The organism is Arcobacter cryaerophilus gv. crypticus, assembly GCF_002993025.1.
GTDB lineage: Bacteria > Campylobacterota > Campylobacteria > Campylobacterales > Arcobacteraceae > Aliarcobacter > Aliarcobacter cryaerophilus_B.
In genome coordinates, this window is the sequence record NZ_NXGI01000021.1 from 65,319 (window position 1) to 82,373 (window position 17,055).

Here is a 17,055-nt window from a genome sequence, read left to right on the forward strand (position 1 = left end):
TATGCAAAATCAAAATATAAAAAACTTTTCAGAAAACTTTTCACAAAATAAATTTTTACCAACAACAAAAGATGAGATGAAAGCCAGAGGTTGGGATGAGCTTGATGTTGTTTTAATAACAGGAGATGCATATATAGACTCTCCTTTTATGGGAATTGCTGTTGTTGGAAGAATTTTAGAAAGTGTTGGATTAAGAGTTGGAATTATTGGGCAACCAGATATTTTTAGTGATGTTGATGTTAAAAGACTTGGTGAACCAAAATTATTTTGGGGAGTTAGTGGTGGAAGTATTGATTCAATGGTTTCAAACTATACTGCAACAAAAAAATTTAGAAATGATGATGACTACACTCCTGGTGGAAAAAACAATAAAAGACCCGATAGGGCAACTTTAGTTTATACAAATTTAATAAGAAGATATTTTAAAAATACAGTTCCTATAGTTTTGGGAGGAATAGAAGCAAGTCTGCGACGACTTACTCACTATGATTATTGGTCAAACACTCTTAGAAAACCAATTTTATTTGATTCAAAAGCTGACTATATGATTTATGGAATGGGTGAGCAAGCAATCATAGATTTAGGACTTTTTCTAAAAGATGGTAAAGATATAAAAAATATTGCAGGACTTTGTTATATCTCAAAAGAGCCTGTAAATGAATATATTCAAATACCATCGCACAAAGAGTGCTTAAGTGATAAAGAGAAATATATTGATCTATTTAGAGTTTTTTATGACAACAATGACCCAATGTACTCAAAAGGTCTTTGCCAAGAAGTAGATGGCAGATTTCTAATTCAAAATCCACCAAGCCGTAATTTAGAAGAGAATGAGATGGATAAAATCGCATCCTTTCCATATCAAAGAGATGTTCATCCATACCACTCAAAAGATGGAAAAGTAAAATGTCTTGAAACTATAAAATTTTCTATTATGACTCATCATGGATGTTGGGGTGAATGCAATTTTTGTGCAATTGCTGCTCATCAAGGAAGAACTATAAGAACACGAAGTGAGCAAAATATTTTAAGTGAAGCAAAACACTTTACTACTATGAAAGATTTTAAAGGAATCATCTCCGATGTTGGAGGACCAACTGCAAATATGTACGGATATGAGTGTAAAAAGAAGATAAATCTTGGAACTTGTATTGATAATAAAAGATGTGTAGATGCCCATAGACTTTGTCGTACTATGAAAATAGATCATAGCAGAAACATAAAACTTCTAAGAGATATAAGAGCTATTCCAAAAGTTAAAAAAGCATTTATAGCTTCAGGAATTAGATATGACTTTATAGCTGCTGATAAAAATCATGGAAAAGAGTATTTAAAAGAGATAATAGACCATCATATTTCAGGTCAAATGAAAATAGCTCCTGAGCATACAAGTGATGAAGTGCTACACCATATGGGAAAACCAGGAAAGCAAACTCTTATTGATTTTAAAAGAATGTTTGATGAGCTAAATAGAGAAACTGGAAAAAAACAGTTTTTAACTTACTATTTAATAGCCGCACATCCAGGTTGTAAAGAGAGCCATATGCACGAACTTAAACAATTTACTACTCATGAGCTTAAAATAAATCCTGAACAAGCACAAGTTTTTACTCCAACTCCAGGAACTTATTCGGCTGTTATGTACTATACAGAGCTTGACCCTTTTACAAAGAAAAAAATATTTGTTGAAAAAGATACATTAAAAAAAGAGAGACAAAAAGAGATAGTAGTTGCTAAAAAAAGTTTTTGTAAAACAAAACAAAACTCTACTTTTGGAATGCAAGGTTAAAACTAAATAAAAGTTATAGCTTGATATTTTTTAAAAATCAGTCTTAATTTATTGATAAAATAATTATTTAAACAACTATTTTTATCAAGAATAATAATCTATATATTATTTACACAAAAATAATAATAGATTTAAAGAAAATTTGATATTATTAAAATCTAATTTTATAAAAAAGGGGAAAAAATGAGTAATATTTTTAAAATATTGTTAATTGGTCTTGTTGGAGTTTTTATTCTTACAGGTTGTAGAACAGGAGCAACTGTATATAATGTTCCTACAAGTGACATAAGTGCTAAAAAAGGTACAACTGACGATCAGGTTTTTAAAGCTATTCGAACAGCTGGTACTCAATTAGGTTGGATAATTACAAAAGTTAAACCAGGTCTTGCTGAGGGACAGTTGAATTTAAGAGGGCATTCAGCTACTGTTGAAATTCCATATAACAGAACTTCTTATGCTATTAATTACAAAAATAGTAGTAGTGGTTTAAAATATGATTCAGCTAAACAGACTATCCATCCTAATTATAATGGTTGGGTTCAAAATTTAAATAATGCTATTAGAGTTCAACTAAATAATTTAGAAGACTAACAAAAATTAAAAAAGAGCTATTAGCTCTTTTTTTAAATAATTTATAAAAAGTAATAACTTGAATCAAAAAAAAATCTTAGTGCTATCGTACTCACAAACTGGACAATTAAATAATTTAGTTGAGAATTTTACAAAACCCTTTTTAGGAAATGAAAATTTTGAGCTAATATTTAAAAATATAAAACCTAAAAAGGATTATCCTTTTCCTTGGGATTTTATGACTTTTATGGATACTTTTCCAGAGTCTGTTTATATGGTACCTTGTGAATTAGAAAATATAGAAGATGATGAAAATGATTATGATTTAATAATTTTAGCTTATACAGTTTGGTTTTTATCGCCATCAATCCCTATAAGTAGTTTTTTACAAAGCTCGTATGCTAAGAAAAAATTCAAAGATAAACCAGTAGTTACTTTAATTGCTTGCAGAAACATGTGGATAATGGCTCAAGAAAAGATAAAAAAACTTTTAGATGATTTAAGTGCAACTTTGATAGATAATGTTGTTTTAGTTGATAAAGGAAACTCTTTAGAGACATTTATAACAACTCCAAGATGGATGCTAACAGGAAAAAAAGATTCTTGTTTTGGTTTAAGTAGTGCAGGAATTGATGAAAATGAAATAATAAAATCGCAAAGATTTGGAAAAGCATTAGTTCAAGCTTTAGAACAAAATAAAGAAAAAGAAAAGAAGAGTCTTTTACAAGGTTTAAAAGCTGTTGAAGTTGATATTAAATTAATCAAAAGTGAAAAAATAGGAAATAAGAGTTTTCTAATTTGGGGAAAATTAATACGAAAAATTGGCAACTTTGGAGATAAAAAAAGAAGAATAGTGGTAATGCTATATTTAGTTTTTTTAATTTTAATGATTTTAATAGTAGTTCCTATAAATATGATAGTTCAAACTATATTAAGAAAATTAAATAAAAATTCTATTTTAAAACAAAAAGAGTTTTATGAATTACCAAGTGGAAGCAAAGATTTTAAAATGAAGGAGTTTTTATAGTGGTTGATGTTTATATAAATGCAATTGAAAAATTTATGCCAAATGAACCTGTTTTTAATGATGAAATTGAGGATTATTTGGGATACATTGGTGGTAAGAAATCAAAAGTAAAAAATATTGTCTTAAGAAGTAATGGAATTAAAAGAAGATTTTATGTATTAGAAAAAGGCACACAAAAACAGTTATTTACAAATGCAGAACTTTGTAGTAATGCTATAAAAAAGCTTCAAAATAGTAGTTTTTCTCTTGATGATATTGAAGTTCTTGCTTGTGGTACAACTTCTCCTGACCAACTTATGCCAGGACATAGCTTGATGGTTCAAGGTGAGTTAAAATTAAAACCAATAGAGACAATTTCGGCTTCAGGAATATGTCTTAGTGGTGTAAATGCTTTGAAATATATATATTTAGCTATTAAATCAAAAGAGTTTTCATGTGGAGTAACGACAGGTTCTGAGGCATCATCTCCAATTTTAAGTGCAAGAAATTTTGAAGAAGAGTCAAAATGCCTTGAGGAGTTAGAAATAAATCCAAATATTGCTTTTGAGAAAGATTTTTTAAGATGGATGTTATCAGATGGTGCTGGTGCTATGCTTTTACAAGATAGACCAAACAAAGATAAAATTTCATTAAAAATAGAGTTTATAGATATTTTATCTTATGCTGGAGAAATGCCAGTTTGTATGTATAGTGGATTAGAGATTTTAGAAGATAGTAAAATAAAATCTTGGAGAGCATTTGATCAAAATGAAGTTATGGAAAAATCACTTTTAAGTGTAAGACAAGATGTAAAACTTTTAAATGAAAATATTGTTGAGTACACAGTTGTAAAACCTCTTAGACAAATTATAGAAAAAAGAGATATTAAAGTTAGTGATTATGACTATTTTTTACCTCACTATTCATCTTTATATTTTAGAGATAAATTATATGAAGGATTAAAAAAAGTTAATTTTGAGATTCCTTATGAAAAATGGTTTACAAATTTAACTACACATGGAAATACAGGAAGTGCATCTATTTATATAATTTTAGAAGAGTTATTTAATAGTGGAAAATTAAAAAAAGGTGAAAAAATTCTATGTTATGTTCCTGAAAGTGGAAGATTTTCTACTGCATTTTTTTCACTTGAAGTTGTGTAGTGAAGAATTATATTCCCAAAGAAGAAAACTCTACACTAAATGGACAGCAAAAAGTTATGTATGCAAAAAATAGTAGCGGAGATTTTAGTAGAGTAAATTATGGTAGTAGTGCTGAAGAGTTTGCAACACTAACAGCTGTAAATGAGTATAAAGTTTTAGAACTTGAGTGCTTAGAAGAGATTAAAAAAGGTATATCTTCTCCTATAAAATATTTTATGTATAAAAATAGAATGGATTTACCAACACTTTGTAGTGGTGTTGGAATGTTTAGTTTTAGAGTAAAAAGACATCTAAAATTGAAATATTTTTTAAAGTTAAACGATAAAATATTAAAAAAATATTCAGATTTTTTTGATATTAGTTTAAAAGAGCTAAAAGAGTTTAACTATGAATAAAGATTTTAAACACTCACAATTTGCACATTGTGAAAGTGGAGTTATCTCCTCAATGCTTACAAATTCTGGATTAAAACTTAGTGAACCAATGGTTTTTGGACTTACTAGCACTCTTACTTTTGCTTTTTTCCCAATAATAAAAATAAATAATATGCCACTAATTGCATATAGAGCAATTCCAAAAAATATTATAAATAACATAGAGAAAGTTTTAGGTATTAAAATTTTTAAAAAAAAATTTCAAAATATGCTTGAAGCTAATATAGAACTAGATACTGCAATAGAAGATGGAAAAATAATAGGACTTCAAACTTCTGTTTTTTATCTTCCATATATGCCAGAAAATATGAGATTTCATTTTAATGCACACAACCTTTTAGTTTATGGCAAAAATGGTAAAAATTATCAAATTTCAGATCCAGTTTTTGAAGATTTTGTAGAGTGCCCACAAAAAGATTTGACAAAAGCTAGATTTGCAAAAGGAGTTTTTGCTCCAAAAGGTTTTATGTATTATATTTTAGATATTCCCAAACAGATTGATTTTGAGAATATTTTAAAAAAATCTATAAGAAAAAATGCAAAAGCTATGCTTACACCTTTTCCTTATGCTGGAGTAAAAGGTATGAGAAAATTAGCAAAATCTATAGAAAAACTTAAAAATAAAGATGAGAGATATATAAAAAACTATTTAACACATATTGTAAGAATGCAAGAAGAAATAGGAACAGGTGGCGGAGGATTTAGGTATTTGTATTCAGCATTTTTAAAAGAGGCAAAAACTTATAATCTTGATATTAATAAACTTGAAAAAGCTAGTGAGTTGATTTTACTTTCAGGGGATACTCTAAGAGAATTTGCTCTAAAATGTGTAGAAAGTGCAAAAAAGATAGATAGATTTAATCCAAAAGAAATATCAGATATTTTAATAAAAGCCTCTAAATATGAAGAAGAGGCTTTTAGGATTTTAAAAACTATTTAGTAAAATAAAACAAATACGCTCTTTTTTTATTATCTAAATTTATAAATATTGAGTTTTTAAATTCATCGTTTAAAAGATTTATAATATTTGAAGAACTAAAAAAGTTTTGATAAGTTTTAATTAAAGAGTTGTCTATATTTAACTCATCTTTAAATTTTATTGCAAAACTATTCAAAGATATTGCATCGTATTTTTGAGTTTTTAAAAAATTATTTAAATCATCTATTGAAGAAAAATATTTTATAAACTCTAGTTTTGCTATTGAGTTATTTGAAATATCATCAAAATATATCCATGATGAAATATCATTTGAAATATTTTTTTCAAAAGCAGATAAATTTCCTAAATATGGAAGATTTTCTAAAGAACTATCAACTTCTCCTACTAAAAAACTACTATTAATTTTATTTTTATACTCTAAAAATATTGTATATAGAGTTTTTTCAAAAGATAAATAATCTGATGATATAGTGTAGTTATTTCCTATAGTATTTAAAGCTTTACTTATATAAAAACCCATATTATTTGTATTTATATTCAAAAAATCAAAAGGCATAACTGGATTTTGAGATTTTAACTCTTTTAATATTTTGTAAGTTTCTTGAATACAAGCAAAATTTGATGCAGCATATAGGCTTAAATCTTTTTTATACTCTTTATCTTTCAAAGTTTTAATTGCACCATAAATTGCAAGTAGGTTAAGTTTTGATATTTTTCTTACCTCAAGAGTTGTAATCTCTTTTAAAAGTGCCTTGTAATCTTTTTCATTTTTTGATGGACTTTCGTGTTTAAAACAATGTTTTATGTACATTTAAGACCTTTTATTTGATAAAATAAGTGAAGCATTACTTCCACCAAATCCAACAAAATGAAATAAAATATTTGCACTATTTACAATTTTATCTTCTAAAAGAGGTTTGAAATCTATATTTTCATATCCATCTTTAAAATTTATTGTTTTTGGCAAAGTTCCATTTTTTATACTTTCGCATAAAAGAATTATTTCATTTGTACCACAAGAACCCAATGTATGACCAATATATGGTTTTAAAACTACAACATCACAACTATTTTTATGATGTTTAAATAGATTGTTTATTGCATTTACTTCTGAAAGATTTGAATTTTCACTTCCTGTTGCATGAGCTTTTAGGCAAGTTAAATCACTAATTTCTAAATTAGCATTTTTTAAAGCCTGATTTAAACAATTAAAAGTAGCTATTGCATCTGGATTTGAACTAGTTATTGAGTAATTGTCAAAGCTAGTTGAATATGAAACTATTTCAAAATCATCATCTTCTTTTTTAATATTCTCTAAGATTACACAGCTACAAGCTTCCCCTAGAATCAAACCATCACTATTTTTATCAAATGGTTTATATTCACCACTGGAACTAAGTAGCATTAAAGATTCAAATCCCTTATAAGTTGATTGATTAAAAAATTCAAAACCAATTATCATAGCTTTTTGAATATCTTCATTTTTTATCTCATTGCTAGCTTTTATAATTGCATTTGCACTAGAAGTACAAGCTGTTTGAATAAATACACAAGGATATTTTGAAGATATGATATTTTCTACAAAATTTGAAATCTCTTCAAAATTAATAGCGTGAATACTATTTTTTTGTTTAAAGCTCTCTTCAATTAAAGAGATATTCATAGATGTTGAACTTAAATAAATATTTAATTTTTCTCTATCTTCTTGTGATAATTTTGCATCATTAATAGCATCTAAAATAGTTTTTTCTAAAATAGTGAAAAATTTCTCTTTTTGAGTTTTAAAATTTTGTTTTATTCTATAATAATTTATATCTTCAAAGTTGTTTTTTAGGTATTCTTTATAGTTTTTATTATTAATATTTTTAAGTTTATTTATAGATTCTTTTTTATTATTTCCTAAAGCACAAATTATTGAAGAGCCCGTAATGAAAACTTTATGCATTATTTTTTAAATACTCTTCCATAGTGTTTATTGATTCCATTATTTTTCGTAGTTCCTTACTATCTGTTGTTTTTAAACCATATTTTTTATGAATTGCCATAGATATTTGCAAAGCATCCATAGAATCTAATTCTAAAACAGAATCAGGTCCAAAAAGTGGCTCATCATCTTTTAAATCTTCTATTTTACAATCTTTTTCACACTCTTCTATGATTAGTTTTTTTAGTTCATATTTTAAATCTGACATTAATTTTTTCCTTTATTTAGTATAAAATTTGCAAAAATGAGGCATATTGTACCAAAAATTATTAGGTATAACAAATATGATTTTATATCATCAAAGTTACCATTATTAACTAAAATTTCTATGAAACTTTCAAGTCCCCAAGACATTGGAGAAAATAGACTCAAATCTTGCATAAATTGTGGCATAACAAATTTTGGAACCATTATTCCAGCAATTGCCGCAAAAATAATATTTATAACTCCACCAATTGATGTAGCTTCTTCAGTTGTTTTGCTAATATTTGCAATTAAAAGTGCAAAACTAATAGCTGCAAAAGATATGGCAAAAGATATTAAAATAATTAAAAAATAGCTTCCTTCTATTTTTAAAGAGTCACCACCAAATAAAGGAACAATATAAATTCCAATTAAAATCATAAAGATTAGTTGTATTTGATTAATTATAAAATAGGGTAAAATTTTCCCTAAAAGAATAGTATAAAGTGGAATATTTATACTTTTTATTCTTTGAATTGTTCCAAAGTTTTTTTCATTTATAAATGTATTTGAAATTGGAATAAGTATAAAAAACATAGAAAAAATTAGCCAAGCTGGAACACTTTGTTGTACTGAATTTATGATTGAGCTATCTTTTTCATTTTTAAAGATATATTTATTTGATATTAAATTATCAAGGTTATCAAGATTTTTTGCATCAATTTTTGAATTTATAAAAAAATCTTTTGTTACTGATTTTGAAATATTTTTAACTATTTCATTTTTCAAAATTATATAAAACTCATATTTGATATTTGGTTTGCTAAATATTTCTATAAAAAAATCTTTGCTATTTTTATTTATTTGATTTTTAAAATCTGAGTCAAGTTTAACAGTAAAATCATATTTCAATTCATAAATTAAATCTTTATTTGAAATACTATCTTCTATTTTAGCTTCAAAGTAAGGATTTTTATTTAACTCTTCTATTAAAATATCTATATCTTTACTGTTTTGGCTAATAATTGCAACTTTTAATTTCGATTCAATATTTTGCGAATATGTATTTTTAAGAGCTAAAGACATAATTAAAATAAATATTGATGGCATTAAAAATAGAACTAATAAAGCATGAATATCTCTAAAAATAAGTTTAAACTCTTTTTTTAAAATATAGTAAAACATTAATCTCTTAAACTCTTTTTTGTAATATTTAAAAATAACTCTTCAAGAGTTAAATTGTTGTTTTGTTTTAAATTTTTTATACTATCTTTTAAAACTATTTTTTTGTTTTCCAAAATAGCTACTTCTTCACATAAAAATTCAATTTCGTCCATATAGTGAGATGTATAAAAAATTGTTGTATTACTATTTTTATTTATATCTTTTATTATCTCCAAAATATATCTTCTTGAGTGTGGGTCAATTCCAACTGTTGGTTCATCAAGATATAAAATCTTTGGCGAATTTAAAAGCCCAATAGCAATATTTAGTCTTCTTTTTACACCACCACTAAAATTTAAAGCTTTTTTATCTACATATTTTTCTAAAGCACAAGCATTTATAGCAATATCTATTTTATCTTTTAATATCTTTTGTTTTAAGCCATATAAAGAACCAAAAAACTCTAGGTTTTCATAAGCTGTTAAATTTGGATAAAAAGCGTAGGTTTGTGGAACAAAAGATGATATAGCTTTTATTTTATTTAATTCAGTGTCTAAATTATAATCATATATAAAAACTTCTCCGCTATCCTTTTTTATTAAACTATTTAAAATAGATACTAAAGTTGTTTTTCCAGCTCCATTTGGTCCTAAAAGTCCAAAAATAGAGCCACTTTTTATCTCTAAATTTAGATTTTCTAAGATTTTTGTATCTTTATATGATTTGTTTAGATTTTTTATAATAATTGACATTTTATTGAATCGCCAGTTTTTTACCAGTTGATGAGGTTTTTATCTTATCAACTAGTTTTAAATTTATAGAAAATTTTAGATTTGAAAGCTCTTTTTTCAAAATATTTTGAATATCTTTTGTTGTAAACTCTTTTTTTGTTTCCAAAGTAATATCTAAAATCTCACCTCTTAATGAGTTATTATTACTATTTACTAAAACTAATGCTTTTGATATATTTTCTACTTTTTCTAAGATATTTTCTATTTGAACTGTAGAGTATCTTTTCCCTGCAATTTTTAGTATTTGAGAACTTCTTCCAATAAGTTTAAATTTATCACTATAAACCTCTATATAATCAAAGGTTTGTATCTGTGAATTTGTCTTCTTAAACTCTTTTTCGTAAATTATATTTGATACATAAGGAGAATTTACTTTTAATTTTTTTTCTTCATTTGTAGAAATTTTTACACTTTTTAGTGGAGTCCATAACTCTTCATCATTGTATTTATAAGCAATTCCACCAGTTTCTGTTGAACCAAATATTTGAATAATATTTGAATGAAATTTATCTTTAAACTCTTTTGCATCTTCACTTAATAGTGGAGCTGTTGAGCTTATAAAAATAGATTTGCTTAAATCTTTTTTTGAGCTTATTTTATTTAAAGCTTTTATATATAGTGGAGTTGTAATTACTAAGGAGTAATCGTCGATTAAATCTAATAAATCATTTGGCAAAAAATGCTCTTTTAAAATAATATCAATATTGTTATGTAGTGGATAAAAAAGTCCAAACAGTGAACCATAAATATGTATAAATGGTACAGTAACAATAACTTTTTTGATAGTACAGCTTTTTAAAAGAGTTGTTAAATCCTCTATTTCACTACTAATATTCTCTTTTGTTTTTAAAGCAGCTGTTGGAAATCCTGTGCTTCCTGAAGTGTAATATAAAAAAGAGAAGTTGTGTTCTTTGAAAATATTTTCTAAATTCTTAGTTTTATTTTTAATATCTGAAAATTTTGGAATATTTAAATCTTCTAACTCATTTTGTAAAATTTTATTTGAATCATCAAATAAAATTGATTTTGCATCACTAAAGTATGATTTAAAAATTTTTAGTGCATTTTGTTCTTTACTTGAACTTGCTATATATGAAACACAATTTTGCAAGTTTTTATCAAAAAATAGCTCTTTTGATATTTTATGTTTGCTAATTGTTTTATCATCATTATAGATTATTAGATGCACTTTTTTCCTTTTTTAAAAATATTAATAAAAATAAAATTGATAAAACTCCAATAGTTGCCGAAATTCCTATTGAGAAAAGAGCATTAATACTAGAAAAAATCAAAACCCCAAATCCTGCAAATGTTGTAAGAATTGAGTAAAATACTGCTTTATTTGTATTTTTATCTTTTTTGTATGAACTTATATAAATTCCATAATCAATTGAGATGGATAATATAATAAAAAGAATAAAAATATGTAAAATGTTTAACTCTATAAATAGCGTTAATGATAAAATCATAGCAAATGGGAAAAATAGAAATGATAGATAGATTAGAATATTTTTTCTGTAACTTATTGAAATAATTGAGATTATAAAAAATATTGATAAAGCTCCATAAAATATCAACTCTTTTTCTATTTCAACTAGCTCATCTTCAAACATAGATTTAAGACTTAAGTTTATAACAAAATCAAAGTTATTTAGAAGTGATATATCTTCTTTTGATACATTTATATATGAAATAAATGAGTTTTCAAACTCTAGAATTTCAAAATCTAATTTTTGAAGATATTCTAAAGTATAGTTTGGCTCTTTTTGTGAAATTTTGTAAGAGTCTTTAAAATATCCATCTTTAAAACCAAACTCTTGTGCTTTATTTTCTATTTGTAAGTTTATATTAGCTATGTTTTGATTTTTTAAAATCTCTTGTTTTTTAAAAAACTCATCTTTGCTTACAAGAGTTGATAAAGAAGCTACACTAGATGGAAATTTCTCTTTTAAAGTTTTAGAGTTTTGTATTAATTCATCAATAGTTTTTGCTTTTATTAAAAAAGGAACTTTGTCATTTTTTGCAATATCTTTATTAAAAAACTCTTGTAAAGAGTTTAATTTTTTGTTTTCAACATCTAAGTTTTTTAAATTTGAGTCAAATTTAAAGTTATAAATAGCTAAAAGTAGGGCAACAATAGCAAAAACTAATATGTATTTAGGAGAGATATTGTTTATAGTTTTGATATTGAAAATATTGTTATCTTTATATATAAATCCTATTTTTTGATAGATAAAAGCAAATTGAATATATGAAAAAACAAGAGTAAAAAATGTAAATATACTTAGTTGTTTAATTAAATTAAAAGATATAAATGATAGTATAAAAAATGCTGTAATAGTTGTAAACATTCCTAAAAATACATCTTTGTTAAATTTAAACTCTCCTTCATACTCTTTATGAACATAGTGATGAAACATATAATCAATAGCAACAGTTGATATAGATATTCCAAAAACAACTACAAATATACTTATTTCAGGAAAGATAAAAGAGCAAACAAATAGTGCAAACAAAATAGAAGAACCAAGTGTTAAAAGAGCATTAAAAAGAAGTTTTAAATCTCTTAAAATAATTAAATAAAGAAGAGCAAGAATAAAAGTTGCAAGATAGATTATCTTATTTACATCATCTTTGATTATTTTAGAGTTCTCTACTAAATAGAAGATTGATGAAAATATTTTTATATCATTATCATTTTTTGTGATATTTGATATTTCATTGTATAGTTTTTCATAATCATCAATAGAGTTTACACTACTTGAAATTGAAAAAATAGAAAAATAACCTTTATGCTTAACAGCTAAATGGTTGTTTTTTATAAAGAAATTACTAATTTCTTGCTCTTTTTTAAAAAGTGAAAAAGGATCGCTACTATTTATAAAATATCCAAATTGTGAATTTATAAGATTTGATTTTAAAATCTCTAACTCTTTTTCTATATTTAAGTTGTTTAATTTTTCCAAATTCAAACTATTTTGATATAAAAAATACTCTTTTTTATACTCATTTAAAGCTTGATTTTCATTTTGTTTATCTAAAGTTAGAGTTGAAATTTTTAGAAGTTTATTTTCTATCTCTTTTATTTTTTTTAAAGATATATCATCTAAATTATCTACATACAAAAATAGTTTTTTGCTAATTTTAAATTCATTAAATTTTTTTAAAAGCTCTTTTTTTTCACTATTTGAAACTATTGCTTCCAAATTTTTAGATATAGTTTTAAAAGAATTAAAGGCTAAAACTAAAACTAATACAAAAGCAAATATTATTAAAGAGAAGTAGTTTTTAATTTTGAACAATTTGTATATAATCCTCATTTTTAAAATATATTTTTAAAAACTCTAATTTATTTGAAACTTTTTTGAACTCAATTTTAGAAATAGAGTTTGATAGATATTCGTTTGGTATTAGGACTATTTTATTTTCAATTTCTTGTAGTTTAAAAAACTCTTCAATTCCATCTTTTTTATCTTTATAAATAAAATTTATTAATTTATAAAATAGGTTTAATTCAACTCTATCTTCATAGTTTAATCTTTGCTCTGTTTGATTATCTTTTGATATAAAATAATCATCAAAAAAAAGATAAGAGGTGCTTAGATTTTTATATGAAACCTCTATAAAATCTTTTTTAAAATCTATTTTCCCATCTTTATAAACACTTGTTTGCAAAGCATTTAAGAATTTTTCTTCTTTAAAACTTATAGTTTGTGCAAAAATATTTAAAATAAAAATAGATAAAAAGATAAAAATCTTAAGCATAGTGTTCCTTTTTAAAGAATAGTTTTTTATGAATTATTTGGATAATTAAACCAAAAATAAAGACAAAATACCAAGCAAAACTTGAGTATATTGTCCAAATTAAAATATCATTGTAGTATAAAATAAAAATGTGTAATAATAAATTTGTAAGAGCTACAAAAAACCAAAATAGAGTTGAATTTTGAAGATAAAGTTTATCTTCAATGCTTAGATTTTTTTTGAACTTCTCAATATAATAAATCACAAAAGAACTTTTTGTAATATATGAATATAAAACAAATGAAGTAACTATAAATGCAAGTATAGATGGTGTGATTTTAAGAAATAGGCTATCTTCTACAAAGTATGCTGCAAGAGCAAAAATCATATAAAGAAGCGAAAATCCATACTCTTTTAAACCTTTTTTTACATTTAATAAAAACCAAAAAAATGAGAAGATAAAAATATAAATAGACGCTGTTTTTATATCAAAATATTTTAAAGAAAAAAGTACTATTGGAGCATAGATTAAAGATATGATTAAATTCATATTATTTGTTAAGCAACTTGTCTTTTTCTATTAAGTATTCTTCTTCTGTTAGGACTCCATTATCATATAGTTTTTTTATTTTTTCTAAATTATTATATTTACTTTCTTCATTAATTGGAAAATCATTCTCTTTTTTTTCTTTACATACAAAGATAATTTCAATTTTTGGGTAATTTCCAAAGATATATGGTGGTTGTCCTGTATGCTCAGAAATTTTTATAACATTATAATTTGAATTAAGATTTTTACAAAATATTGAAGCCCTTTGCATCGCAGAGTTTCTCACAGTACTTGTTGGAGTAAAACCTGTTGCAGCTTGATGAAATATTCTATATTGTTCTCCTTCTATATTTTCTGTATTTTTATAAAAATCTTTTTGCCCAGTATAAATAGCATTATCAAAGTGAGATTTACTTTCACTAACTTTTTTAATATCTGATTTTACAGAACATCCACTGAAGATTAGTAACATTAATATTGAATTTATTAAAGTATATATTTTCATTTCTTGTTTTTCCTTTTTTATCTTATCATTCCGCCACTAATATTTAAAACCTCACCACTAATATAACTTGCATCAACTCCCATAAAATAAGCACACTTTGCAACTTCACTAGCTTTTCCAAATCTTCCTAGAGGAATTGCTTTTTTCATCTCTTTTAGATTTGGTATATCTTTTGTCATTTCTGATTCTATGATTGCAGGAGCAAGAGCATTTACTCTAATATTATAACGACCAAGCTCAAGGCATAGTGTTTTTGTAAGAGTTATAATCGCACCTTTACTTGCACTATAGTTTGCTTGACCTGCATTTCCGCTAACACCTGAAATAGATGCAATATTTACTATACTTCCTCTTTTATTCATCATCATATTTTTTGATATTATTTTTGTAATATAAAAATTTCCATTTAGATTTGTATTTATTACATCTTCCCACTCATCATCACTCATGAAGAAAAAAAGATTATCTTTTATTATTCCTGCATTATTTATTAAAACATCAACATCAAGATTTTCTAAAGCATTTCTAATTGAGTTTTTATCTTTAATATCAAAAGAGATAAGTTCACCGTTGTTATTTATCTCTTCTAAAAGTTTTTGGGCTTTTTGGTGCTTACTATTGTAATGAATATATACAAAAAAACCATTTTTTGCATACTCTTTTACAATCTCTTCGCCAATATTTCCAGTAGCCCCTGTAACTAATACTTTTTTCATTTATATAAACTTTTTTATTTCAATTAGAGTATAAATTTTTTCAATATCAAAATCCATTCTTCTATCTTCATAAAGAGGTTTGATAATTTTTCTAATTTCATCATAAATATTTTTAAGATGAGGAGAAACTTGATCATTTCCTCTAATATCAACAGCTTGAGCCATACCTATAAAAGCTATAGAAAGCATATTATACAAATCAGGAATCATTTTAGAAAAATCATTTGCAGCTGTTGTTCCCATTGAAACTTTATCTTGATTTAGTGATTCTGTTGGTCTTGAAAATATTGAAGCAGCAGTTGTATTTTTCATAACATCAGCACTAAGTGAACTAAGAGTTATTTGCATTGCTTTAAATCCATGATAAAAAGGTTCCTTTGAAAGTTTTAGATTTTCACCTAATCCACGATTGAATTTGTGGTCAACTAAAAGTGCAAACTCTTTGTCTAGTAAATCAGCTAAATTTCCAGCACAAATTTTTAAAGTATCCATAGCATGAGCTACATAACCACCATAGAAGTTTCCAGAAGTATATATTTTTTTGTTTTCTCCATCAATCAAAGGGTTATCATTTACAGAGTTTATCTCTTGTTCTACCCAGTTTTTAGAAATTTCAAGATTGTCTCTAATTACTCCTAAAACTTGAGGTGCACATCTCATTGAGTAGTTATCTTGAATATTTAAGTCATTATCAGCAAAAAACTTATCATATCTATCATCTCTTCCATGAGTTAATTTTGAGCCATCTATTTTTCTTTTTATATTTTTTGCACTTTGTATTTGTCCACTAAAAGGTTTTGAAAGATGTACAAAATCAGCAACTGGTGTGTCATCACCTAATAGAGCTTCAAACATTCCTGCAACAAATGATTCCATAGAGTCTAAAATTGTTTCAAACTCTTCAATAGCATCTAGAGCAATTGCACTCATTATTGTTGTTCCATTCATGATTGCAAGAGCTTCTTTTGGTTTAAAAGTATATGGTGTAATATTAAGTTCTTTATAAACTTCCATTACATCTTTTATCTCACCCTTATAATAAACTTCTCGTTCACCTGCAACAACGCTAGCAATATATGAAAGTGGCGTTAAATCTCCACTAGCTCCTACTGAACCTTGAGATGGAATAACAGGAATAATGTCTTTTTGGATTAGCATTTCAAGTCTTTTAAGAAGTTCTATACTGACTCCAGATTTTGCTTTGCTTAAAGAGATAGTTCTAGCAATTACAGCATATTTACAAACTTTATAAGATAGTTTTTTACCTACACCACATCCATGAAATCTAAAAAGATTTGTTTGTAAAATCTTACTATCTTCATAACTTACATAGTTTTTACCACTTGCTCCATATCCTGTTGTAATACCATAAATTGGTTTCCCATCTTTTATCTCATTTATTAAAAAATTATGTGTTTCATTTATATGTTTTACAAATTTTTTATCATTTGAAATCTCTATTTTATCACTATTTATAATCTCACTTAGAGTTATATATCTTTCATCTATTACCAAT

The 17,055-nt window shown here is 25.2% G+C and carries 18 protein-coding genes; 6 read left to right on the plus strand and 12 right to left on the minus strand.

Annotated elements, in window-relative coordinates:
- Nucleotide 1: 1 nt before the first annotated feature.
- The 6 genes from CJ670_RS08835 to darH all read left to right on the plus strand — a co-directional run bounded on the left by CJ670_RS08835 (nucleotide 2) and on the right by darH (nucleotide 5,902).
- The gene (locus CJ670_RS08835) at nucleotides 2–1,789 is read left to right on the plus strand and encodes a YgiQ family radical SAM protein (protein ID WP_105939688.1); all 1,788 of its coding nucleotides are present in this window, start codon (nucleotides 2–4) and stop codon (nucleotides 1,787–1,789) included.
- A gap of 183 nt (nucleotides 1,790–1,972) precedes the next feature.
- The gene (locus CJ670_RS08840) at nucleotides 1,973–2,380 is read left to right on the plus strand and encodes an ApeA family protein (RefSeq protein WP_105939689.1); all 408 of its coding nucleotides are present in this window, start codon (nucleotides 1,973–1,975) and stop codon (nucleotides 2,378–2,380) included.
- Nucleotides 2,381–2,459: 79 nt separating this feature from the next.
- Complete coding sequence (locus tag CJ670_RS08845; RefSeq protein ID WP_228154233.1) at nucleotides 2,460–3,386, plus strand: dialkylrecorsinol condensing enzyme; 927 nt, start codon at nucleotides 2,460–2,462, stop codon at nucleotides 3,384–3,386.
- The gene (locus CJ670_RS08850; protein ID WP_280951932.1) at nucleotides 3,386–4,528 is read left to right on the plus strand and encodes a beta-ketoacyl-ACP synthase III; all 1,143 of its coding nucleotides are present in this window, start codon (nucleotides 3,386–3,388) and stop codon (nucleotides 4,526–4,528) included. The genes CJ670_RS08845 and CJ670_RS08850 overlap by 1 nt, the downstream gene beginning before the upstream one ends.
- Nucleotides 4,528–4,923: a DarG family dialkylresorcinol biosynthesis protein gene (locus tag CJ670_RS08855; protein ID WP_228154234.1), complete on the plus strand. Its 396-nt coding sequence runs from the start codon at nucleotides 4,528–4,530 to the stop codon at nucleotides 4,921–4,923. The genes CJ670_RS08850 and CJ670_RS08855 overlap by 1 nt, the downstream gene beginning before the upstream one ends.
- Complete coding sequence (darH, locus tag CJ670_RS08860; protein ID WP_105939692.1) at nucleotides 4,916–5,902, plus strand: BtrH-related acyltransferase DarH; 987 nt, start codon at nucleotides 4,916–4,918, stop codon at nucleotides 5,900–5,902. Before CJ670_RS08855 ends, darH begins: the two co-directional genes overlap by 8 nt.
- On the opposite strand, the gene CJ670_RS08865 is transcribed toward darH, so the two are convergent.
- The 12 genes from CJ670_RS08865 to CJ670_RS08920 are packed head-to-tail and all read right to left on the minus strand — an operon-like array spanning nucleotide 5,895 to nucleotide 17,054.
- Nucleotides 5,895–6,713 (minus strand): hypothetical protein, encoded by an 819-nt coding sequence (locus CJ670_RS08865; protein WP_105939693.1) that lies wholly within the window; start codon nucleotides 6,711–6,713, stop codon nucleotides 5,895–5,897. The genes darH and CJ670_RS08865 overlap by 8 nt on opposite strands.
- A complete protein-coding gene (locus CJ670_RS08870; protein ID WP_105939694.1) occupies nucleotides 6,714–7,847 on the minus strand; it encodes a beta-ketoacyl synthase N-terminal-like domain-containing protein in 1,134 nt (377 codons plus the stop codon).
- Entirely contained in the window at nucleotides 7,840–8,094 is a 255-nt protein-coding gene (locus CJ670_RS08875; protein ID WP_105939695.1) for an ApeE family acyl carrier protein, read from the minus strand. Before CJ670_RS08875 ends, CJ670_RS08870 begins: the two co-directional genes overlap by 8 nt.
- Nucleotides 8,094–9,254: an ABC transporter permease gene (locus CJ670_RS08880; protein WP_105939696.1), complete on the minus strand. Its 1,161-nt coding sequence runs from the start codon at nucleotides 9,252–9,254 to the stop codon at nucleotides 8,094–8,096. Before CJ670_RS08880 ends, CJ670_RS08875 begins: the two co-directional genes overlap by 1 nt.
- On the minus strand, nucleotides 9,254–9,985 hold the full coding sequence (locus CJ670_RS08885) for an ABC transporter ATP-binding protein (protein WP_105939697.1): 732 nt from the start codon (nucleotides 9,983–9,985) through the stop codon (nucleotides 9,254–9,256). Before CJ670_RS08885 ends, CJ670_RS08880 begins: the two co-directional genes overlap by 1 nt.
- 1 nt (nucleotide 9,986) lies before the next feature.
- Nucleotides 9,987–11,213 carry an AMP-binding protein gene (locus tag CJ670_RS08890; RefSeq protein ID WP_105939698.1) on the minus strand — a complete coding sequence of 409 codons (1,227 nt, stop codon included), beginning with the start codon at nucleotides 11,211–11,213 and terminating at the stop codon, nucleotides 9,987–9,989.
- Entirely contained in the window at nucleotides 11,194–13,326 is a 2,133-nt protein-coding gene (locus CJ670_RS08895; RefSeq protein ID WP_105939699.1) for an MMPL family transporter, read from the minus strand. The genes CJ670_RS08890 and CJ670_RS08895 overlap by 20 nt, the downstream gene beginning before the upstream one ends.
- A complete protein-coding gene (locus CJ670_RS08900) occupies nucleotides 13,313–13,789 on the minus strand; it encodes a hypothetical protein (protein ID WP_105912439.1) in 477 nt (158 codons plus the stop codon). The genes CJ670_RS08895 and CJ670_RS08900 overlap by 14 nt, the downstream gene beginning before the upstream one ends.
- Nucleotides 13,782–14,318 (minus strand): hypothetical protein, encoded by a 537-nt coding sequence (locus CJ670_RS08905; RefSeq protein ID WP_105939700.1) that lies wholly within the window; start codon nucleotides 14,316–14,318, stop codon nucleotides 13,782–13,784. The genes CJ670_RS08900 and CJ670_RS08905 overlap by 8 nt, the downstream gene beginning before the upstream one ends.
- Nucleotide 14,319: 1 nt before the next feature.
- The gene (locus CJ670_RS08910) at nucleotides 14,320–14,823 is read right to left on the minus strand and encodes an SHOCT domain-containing protein (protein WP_105939701.1); all 504 of its coding nucleotides are present in this window, start codon (nucleotides 14,821–14,823) and stop codon (nucleotides 14,320–14,322) included.
- Nucleotides 14,824–14,840: 17 nt separating this feature from the next.
- The gene (locus CJ670_RS08915) at nucleotides 14,841–15,539 is read right to left on the minus strand and encodes an SDR family NAD(P)-dependent oxidoreductase (protein WP_105939702.1); all 699 of its coding nucleotides are present in this window, start codon (nucleotides 15,537–15,539) and stop codon (nucleotides 14,841–14,843) included.
- Nucleotides 15,540–17,054 carry an HAL/PAL/TAL family ammonia-lyase gene (locus tag CJ670_RS08920; RefSeq protein WP_105939703.1) on the minus strand — a complete coding sequence of 505 codons (1,515 nt, stop codon included), beginning with the start codon at nucleotides 17,052–17,054 and terminating at the stop codon, nucleotides 15,540–15,542.
- Nucleotide 17,055: the final 1 nt, after the last annotated feature.

Coding starts and splice junctions, on each gene's coding strand:
- CJ670_RS08915 (WP_105939702.1), bottom strand. CDS start 15,539: ATGAAAAAAGTATTAGTTACAGGGGCTACTGGAAATATTGGCGAAGAG.
- CJ670_RS08905 (WP_105939700.1), bottom strand. CDS start 14,318: ATGAATTTAATCATATCTTTAATCTATGCTCCAATAGTACTTTTTTCT.
- CJ670_RS08870 (WP_105939694.1), bottom strand. CDS start 7,847: ATGCATAAAGTTTTCATTACGGGCTCTTCAATAATTTGTGCTTTAGGA.
- CJ670_RS08875 (WP_105939695.1), bottom strand. CDS start 8,094: ATGTCAGATTTAAAATATGAACTAAAAAAACTAATCATAGAAGAGTGT.
- CJ670_RS08835 (WP_105939688.1), top strand. CDS start 2: ATGCAAAATCAAAATATAAAAAACTTTTCAGAAAACTTTTCACAAAAT.
- CJ670_RS08840 (WP_105939689.1), top strand. CDS start 1,973: ATGAGTAATATTTTTAAAATATTGTTAATTGGTCTTGTTGGAGTTTTT.
- darH (WP_105939692.1), top strand. CDS start 4,916: ATGAATAAAGATTTTAAACACTCACAATTTGCACATTGTGAAAGTGGA.
- CJ670_RS08880 (WP_105939696.1), bottom strand. CDS start 9,254: ATGTTTTACTATATTTTAAAAAAAGAGTTTAAACTTATTTTTAGAGAT.
- CJ670_RS08900 (WP_105912439.1), bottom strand. CDS start 13,789: ATGCTTAAGATTTTTATCTTTTTATCTATTTTTATTTTAAATATTTTT.
- CJ670_RS08885 (WP_105939697.1), bottom strand. CDS start 9,985: ATGTCAATTATTATAAAAAATCTAAACAAATCATATAAAGATACAAAA.
- CJ670_RS08910 (WP_105939701.1), bottom strand. CDS start 14,823: ATGAAAATATATACTTTAATAAATTCAATATTAATGTTACTAATCTTC.
- CJ670_RS08865 (WP_105939693.1), bottom strand. CDS start 6,713: ATGTACATAAAACATTGTTTTAAACACGAAAGTCCATCAAAAAATGAA.